We start from the raw sequence: 6,663 nt of genomic DNA, 5'->3' as shown, positions 1-6,663 counted from the left end.
ACGGCGCTGTGACTGGTCGTGCCTGCAATCCGTAACCGCGAAACGTGAAAAGGCTTGCAGGCAATAACAGTATCTACGTTTCGCGCGGTGGCCCAGAGAAGGCGTTGCCGACTAAACAAACGGCGCCAGCGGATCCGCAATCTCAAATGCCGCTTCGCGCTCCGCCTTCGGCGGGTAAATCAGCTCGCTGACAATCGACACCTTCAGCTTCTTCGCTTCTTCACGCGTCAGTTTCACCTGCTGATCCCATCCTTCGGTATATACCGCGCCCCACGCGCCGAGATCCAGACAGGTGACATACATCTCCTGACGATACGGCAGCGGCGCGACGTTCAGCAGACTCGCCGCCGCGTTGTTACCGGCAAATTTCCCCAGCAGAATAGCGTGCTGGCAGGTCATCAGCGCATGATTGCCTTTGTCATCGGTGGCCGCGTAGGCGACGTCGCCGGTGGCGTAGATATCCCCATGACCCAGCACCTGGAGGTTCTCGTTCACGTGCAGGCGTCCCAGACGATCGCGTGGGGCGTTAATCTGCGCGGTCAGGCTGCTCGCCTGAACACCTACGGTCCAGATCACCGTTTGCGAGGCGATAACCTGCCCATCTTTCAGCGTTACGCCAGTCGCGTCGACGCTCTCCACTTCTGCATTCACCAGCCACTCCACGCCCAGCTCGGCGGAGGCATTGATAATCACATCGCGCAGCGCCTGACTCCAGCGTCCGCCCGGCTGTGCACCGCGTTCAACTACGACCACTCTGGTCTTAGCATCGGCCCCTAATATTTCGCGCAGACGGCCCGGTAATTCCAGCGCCATCTCAATTCCGGTAAAGCCGCCGCCGCAAACCACCACGGTATTGCGCGCCTCACTCTCCGGCTGTAATGCCAGATCTTTAATGTGCTGTTCAAGCTCCGCGGCGCTCTCCAGCTGGTCGAGATCAAAGGCGTGTTCGGCGGCACCGGAAACGGCGTCGCGGTTAACGTGGCTGCCGCTGGCCAGCACCAGGCGGTCATAGCGATGCAGATGGTTTTCTCCGTTGGTGTCTTTCCAGCTAACTTCGCGGGATCCCGGCAGGATCTGTTCGACGTACCCTTGTAAAAAGCGTATGCCGGTGGTGTCGAACAGCGGCTGTAGCGGAGCGACCAACGTGTGAACGGCATTTTCATAAAAGCGTGGACGCACGCGCAGCTCGGGCTGCGGTGCAATCACCGTAATATCAATATGTTGTTGATTTTTATCCGCTAAACGCGCGGCGCTCAGCGCTGCCCACATCCCGGCAAAGCCGGCGCCCACGATCAGAATTTGTTTTTGCATGATGCTTGTCTCACTGGTGACTCCGATTTATTTACTCGGATTTTATTTGTCGTAGTTATAAATTGCAATGCGATTTGGAACCTGTCACGGATCGAACCCAGCGTATTGTTATTATCTTTTTGATAAATATGGTTTTAAATTTTAATCTATTTGCAGATGTGATCCGGTATCTGGAATGCATGATGCGAAAAAGCTACAATATACTCAGATTCATTTTGGCTGAGATAAGATAATGGCATTCTACAGTTCCGGGGTTGAGTACGGCATCCATAGCCTGATGTGCATGGTGGACAGCAAAGGCGATGCCCGCGATATGAGCGTGCGTGAAATCGCCGAGCTGCAGCGCGTGCCCTATGACTATCTGGCCAAAATCTTTACCCGCCTGTCGAAGGCTGGGCTGGTGCGTAGTAGCGAAGGGAAGGGCGGCGGCTTCCAGTTGGCGAAACCCGCGGAGGAGATCACCGTGCTGGACGTGGCGAATGCCATTGATGGCGATAAACGTATTTTTGAGTGCCGCGAGATCCGTCAGCGGCTGGCGGTGTTTGATGAGCAGCCGCCAGAGTGGGCCTGTGAAGGTATTTGCGGCGTGCGTTCGGTGATGGATATGGCGCAGCAGCGGATGGAAGAGGCGTTAGGTCAGCATACGATTCTGGATTTAGCGCGAAAAATGTATCGCAAAGCGCCGGACACCTTCGTGGTGGAAGTGCAGGAATGGATTGCCGCGCGCAAAGGGTAACGCATTGAAAATGCCCGATGGCGCGAGTCCAATCGGGCATGTTGAATGTAGGCCGGATAAGGCGTAAACCGCATCCGGCACTGAAGATTATTGCTCGGTACTCGGCGTATTAATCATCCGGTTCAGCCATGGCACCATAATCGCCATCACTACCGTTACCGCCAGCGTCACCAGGCCTATCTTACTGAAGACATTGGTATAGATTGGCAGCGTTTGCAGTGGGTCGGTGATGTTTTCCGGCACAGCGGTGAACGTTGCGACATAACCCCCCATCAGGAAAGCAGCGGCCTGCGTCAGGAACCACATCCCAAGAATAAAGCCCATCAGGTGCTGCGGTACCAGCGCGGCGACCATCGCCAGTCCCAGGGCGCTTATCAGCAGTTCACCCAGACTCTGGAACAGATACACCAGGACGATGAACCACGGCGATGTCAGCCCTTGCGCATCGGCAAACCACATTCCAGCAGCAGCGGCCGTCAGGAAGCCCAGCGAACACAGGAACATACCGAGTGTAAACTTCATCGGCATGGTCAGGTCTTTGCCTTTATTTCCCAGACGGGTATAGATCGCGGCCAGTACCGGGCTTGCCACTACCACCCAGAACGGGTTCAGTGCCTGGAAGCTTACCGGGTTGATGGCGAAACCAAGAATTTCATGGTGCACGTTATTGATAGCAAAGAAGTTAAGTGATGTTGGCATCTGTGCGTACAGCACATAGAACACGACCGCTTCCAGCATCAGGATAAAGGCCACGAACATCTTGTTGCGCCCGGTTTTATCCAGTTTGAAGGCCTGACGGAAGAAGATGATCGTCACGGCAATCGACAGGACGATCAGCACCAGGTTAGCAATCTGCACGTTGTGCATCAGCCAGGCGCAGATAAATACCATTACTACCGTACCGGCCAGCACGCAGAATAGATTACGGAAATTCAGCGGCTTATGATCTGGCTCTGAGCCGATATCCTTCACCATCCCACGGCAGGCAAAGTAGACCAGCAGCGCGACGATAAGCCCGGCCCCGCACAGGTTGTACGTAACGGCATAACCAAACTTATCGGCAATCACCGGCGCCAGCGACAGCGACAGCAGCGAACCGATGTTAATCGACATATAAAACAGGGTGAAAGCGCCATCCAGTCGGGCGTCTTTCGGGGGATAGCATTTTGACAGCAGGCTTGCCGGGTTGGCTTTAAACAGCCCGTTACCCACGGCAATGGTACCCAACGCAATAAAGATCAGATCGGGCTTGAGCAGTGACATCCCGGTCATGAAGTAGCCGATCGCCAGCACAATCGCACCGAGTACCAGTGTGCGCTTGGTACCTAACAGGTGGTCGCCGACGTAACCGCCGATCGAGATCAGGCCGTAGACCAGTGCGGCAAAAGCACCAAAGGTGACGAATGCCTGTTCCTGAGAAAAACCGAGTTGCTTAACAAAAAATACCGCCAGGATGCCCTGAACGCCGTAATAGCCAAATCGTTCCCATAATTCCACAAAGAAGATCATGAAGAACGGACGAGGTTGCTGCAGCAAGCCCGTAGGTGCAGTTTTATTCATATTCCATCGCCTTTCAAAGCCATCCCGAAAAGTATGAACGCGTATGCTTAAACGCGCCGAAAAAGTCTTGTTTTGTTATAGACTGCGGCGATTAGCCGTGCGGGTAGAGTATTATACAGATAGTTTTCGATCCAATTAGTTGATCACACTAATTATGATTTATTTGTTGGGTTGATGTACTAATTGTGTCCGGATGATAAAAACAAAAACGCCCGCGCGGGCGGGCGTTTACAGGCTTTACTGTTTGCAGCGGGCCGGGTTATCTCCCGGCGGCAAACATTTTATGCTTCTTCGTCGTCACGCAGCGGAACAATCAACATGTCGACGTGGACGGTGTTGATCAGTTGACGTGCGGAGGACATCAGTTTGCTCCAGAAATCCTGGTGGTGACCACAAACGACCAGATCCATGTCGTATTTTTTGATGGCATCAACCAGAACCTGGCCCAGGTCGCCGCTACCGCTCAGGGTTTCGGTGATAGGGTAGCCTGCGTTGGTGGACAGCTCGGTTAACGCGTGGTGGGTTTCTTCAGAAATACGTTTCTGCATGTCGCCCAGATTCACGTCGATTAGCCCGGTGTACAGGTCGGAATAGTTTACGTCAACGTGGATAAGGGAGACTTTAGCATTGTAAGGCCGCGCCATAGAGACCGCTTTTTCAACCAGAACTTTGCTTTCCGGAGAAAGATCAACCGCGATAAGAATGTGTTTATAAGCCATAGTGTTACTCCTTCCATAAGTTGTCGATGACTAGCCTGCTGGCGTTTATCTGCCGCTGCGTCATTCGCGTCCTGCGAACCTTATGCGCGGGGCTAGCCCAGTCGTAAAAACGTACCATATAAGGACTATCCTTACATTATAGCGACCAGGATAATCCGTCAATCCGCCTTGCTTGCCAAGCAGTTAAACAAATTTTTTAGTTAATTGCATTGATAGCGATTAACCTTCTGGCAAAAAAATTAACTAATCTCCTACACTATTTAGAGAGGCGCTCGGATGCGTGATACTAACACGAGCGGTTTCGGTAGCACTCTTCACTGAATGATTGGTAGGGTATCGGGGAGCGGTAGTCCCGGAAAGGAGTTCCGTGGGCGGGTCGCCGGGGAGGAGATATGATAAGCACCATTGCGTTATTCTGGGCTTTGTGTGTCGTTTGCATTGTTAATATGGCGCGCTATTTTTCTTCGTTACGCGCACTGTTAGTGGTACTTCGTGGTTGCGATCCATTACTTTACCAGTATGTCGATGGTGGGGGATTTTTTACCTCGCATGGGCAACCCAACAAGCAGATGCGTCTGGTGTGGTATATCTACGCTCAGCGTTACCGCGATCATCATGATGATGAATTTATTCGCCGCTGTGAGCGGGTTCGTGGTCAGTTCATTCTTACCAGCGCGTTATGCGGACTGGTGCTAATCAGCATGGTTGCGCTGATTATCTGGCACTGATTACCAACGACAGATACAAAAAAAGCGGGTCAGTTTCCTGACCCGCTTTTTTACCGTGCATCCGCTTAGATTAACTTCAGGGAGAGCCAGTACAGCCCGCCGGAAAGAATAATCGCTGCTGGCAGGGTGAAGACCCAGGCCATCAAAATGCTGGTCACTGTTTTACGCTGCAAACCGCCGCCATCAACAACCATCGTTCCCGCAACGGAAGAGGAGAGAACGTGGGTGGTGGAGACAGGCATACCGGTGTAGCTGGCGAGACCGATAGAAACGGCGGCGGTCATCTGCGCCGACATCCCCTGAGCATAGGTCATGCCTTTCTTACCGATTTTCTCACCGATAGTGGTCGCCACGCGACGCCAGCCAATCATCGTACCGCAGCCCAGAGCCAGAGCAACGGCCATGATTATCCATACTGGTGCGTACTCAATGGTGCTCAGCATATCGGTTTTCAGTTTCTTCAGCAGACGCTGATCGTCACCGCTTACGCCAGGCAATTTCACCACTTTATCCGTGGTATCAGAGATACACAGCATAATACGGCGCAGTTGACCACGCTGTTCAACGCTTAACTTGTCGTAGGTTTCCAGATTCGCCAGCATACCTTTCGCACGCTCAAGCGCGTTGATGGTATTCGCCGGGTGGCAATGGAACTCTGCCGATGGCGTTGTGACTGTTTCCGTCGGGGACGGAATCAGCTGGTCTACGCCAGTCGCCTGCTTGAGCAGGTCCGGGCGTTGCTGGAAGAAGACTTCGACGTTATTGATAGCATCGCGGGTACGGGTAATTTCGTAACCGGAAGCATTCATATTCACCACGAAGCCTGCAGGCGCTACGCCAATCAGTACCAGCATCACCAGACCAATGCCTTTCTGACCGTCGTTCGCGCCGTGAGAAAACGCCACGCCGATAGCGGAGAGGATCAGGGCAATACGCGTCCAGAACGGCGGCTTTTTCTTGCCATCTTTCTTTTCACGTTCTGCTGGGGTCAGGTGGATACGGGCACGTTTTTTCGTACCACTCCAGTAGCGACGCAGAATGAAAATAAGACCGCCAGCAACCACCAGGCCGACAATCGGCGAGATGATAAGCGAGGCAAAAATACCCATTACTTTCGGGATGTTAAGTGCGTCCACCACCGAGGTGCCGTTCATCAGCGCATTGGTTAAACCAATACCGATAATAGCGCCAATCAGCGTGTGGGAGCTGGATGCAGGCAGACCGAAGTACCAGGTACCCAGGTTCCAGATAATTGCCGCCAACAGCATGGAGAACACCATGGCGAGGCCATGTGACGATCCCATATTTAGCAGCAGATCTGTAGGCAACATATGCACGATGGCATACGCTACGCTGAGACCACCCAGCAAAACACCAAAGAAGTTGAACAACGCAGCCATGACCACCGCCAATTGCGAACGCATTGCACGGGTATAGATCACGGTTGCGACAGCATTGGCTGTGTCATGGAAGCCGTTAATTGCTTCGTAGAACAGCACGAAAGCCAGAGCAAGCAATAGTAAAAGCCCGGTATGTAAATCCAGGCCAGCAAACAAATGTAGCATAGGACGTTACGCCATTTTGAGGACATGAACGCGGCGCATTATCA

At 53.0% G+C, this 6,663-nt stretch carries 6 protein-coding genes; 2 read left to right on the top strand and 4 right to left on the bottom strand.

Annotation, left to right across the window (positions count from 1 at the left end; genetic code table 11):
• Positions 1-111: 111 nt before the first annotated feature.
• The gene (locus ACVXHP_RS16725) at positions 112-1,311 is read right to left on the bottom strand and encodes an NAD(P)/FAD-dependent oxidoreductase (RefSeq protein ID WP_447571840.1); all 1,200 of its coding nucleotides are present in this window, start codon (positions 1,309-1,311) and stop codon (positions 112-114) included.
• A 232-nt stretch (positions 1,312-1,543) separates the two neighbouring features.
• On the opposite strand from ACVXHP_RS16725, the gene ACVXHP_RS16720 reads away from it, so the two are divergent.
• The gene (locus ACVXHP_RS16720) at positions 1,544-2,047 is read left to right on the top strand and encodes an RrF2 family transcriptional regulator (protein WP_316129344.1); all 504 of its coding nucleotides are present in this window, start codon (positions 1,544-1,546) and stop codon (positions 2,045-2,047) included.
• 87 nt (positions 2,048-2,134) lie between these two features.
• Here ACVXHP_RS16720 and dtpB read toward each other — a convergent pair whose 3' ends face one another.
• Positions 2,135-3,607, bottom strand: coding sequence for a dipeptide/tripeptide permease DtpB (dtpB, locus tag ACVXHP_RS16715; protein WP_447571839.1), 1,473 nt, complete (start codon positions 3,605-3,607; stop codon positions 2,135-2,137).
• Between the two features lie 281 nt (positions 3,608-3,888).
• Positions 3,889-4,326: a universal stress protein UspA gene (uspA, locus tag ACVXHP_RS16710; RefSeq protein WP_003023368.1), complete on the bottom strand. Its 438-nt coding sequence runs from the start codon at positions 4,324-4,326 to the stop codon at positions 3,889-3,891.
• 392 nt (positions 4,327-4,718) lie between these two features.
• Between uspA and uspB the strand changes: the two genes are divergently transcribed.
• Positions 4,719-5,054 (top strand): universal stress protein UspB, encoded by a 336-nt coding sequence (gene uspB / locus ACVXHP_RS16705; RefSeq protein WP_003023371.1) that lies wholly within the window; start codon positions 4,719-4,721, stop codon positions 5,052-5,054.
• Positions 5,055-5,119: 65 nt separating this feature from the next.
• On the opposite strand, the gene pitA is transcribed toward uspB, so the two are convergent.
• Entirely contained in the window at positions 5,120-6,619 is a 1,500-nt protein-coding gene (pitA, locus tag ACVXHP_RS16700; protein WP_304702689.1) for an inorganic phosphate transporter PitA, read from the bottom strand.
• Positions 6,620-6,663: the final 44 nt, after the last annotated feature.

Source organism: Citrobacter freundii complex sp. 2025EL-00176, assembly GCF_053309355.1.
Note: the sequence above shows the minus strand (reverse complement) of the source record. Positions and strands in the feature narration are given on the sequence as shown.

Coding starts and splice junctions, on each gene's coding strand:
- dtpB (WP_447571839.1), bottom strand. CDS start 3,607: ATGAATAAAACTGCACCTACGGGCTTGCTGCAGCAACCTCGTCCGTTC.
- ACVXHP_RS16725 (WP_447571840.1), bottom strand. CDS start 1,311: ATGCAAAAACAAATTCTGATCGTGGGCGCCGGCTTTGCCGGGATGTGG.
- uspB (WP_003023371.1), top strand. CDS start 4,719: ATGATAAGCACCATTGCGTTATTCTGGGCTTTGTGTGTCGTTTGCATT.
- uspA (WP_003023368.1), bottom strand. CDS start 4,326: ATGGCTTATAAACACATTCTTATCGCGGTTGATCTTTCTCCGGAAAGC.
- pitA (WP_304702689.1), bottom strand. CDS start 6,619: ATGCTACATTTGTTTGCTGGCCTGGATTTACATACCGGGCTTTTACTA.
- ACVXHP_RS16720 (WP_316129344.1), top strand. CDS start 1,544: ATGGCATTCTACAGTTCCGGGGTTGAGTACGGCATCCATAGCCTGATG.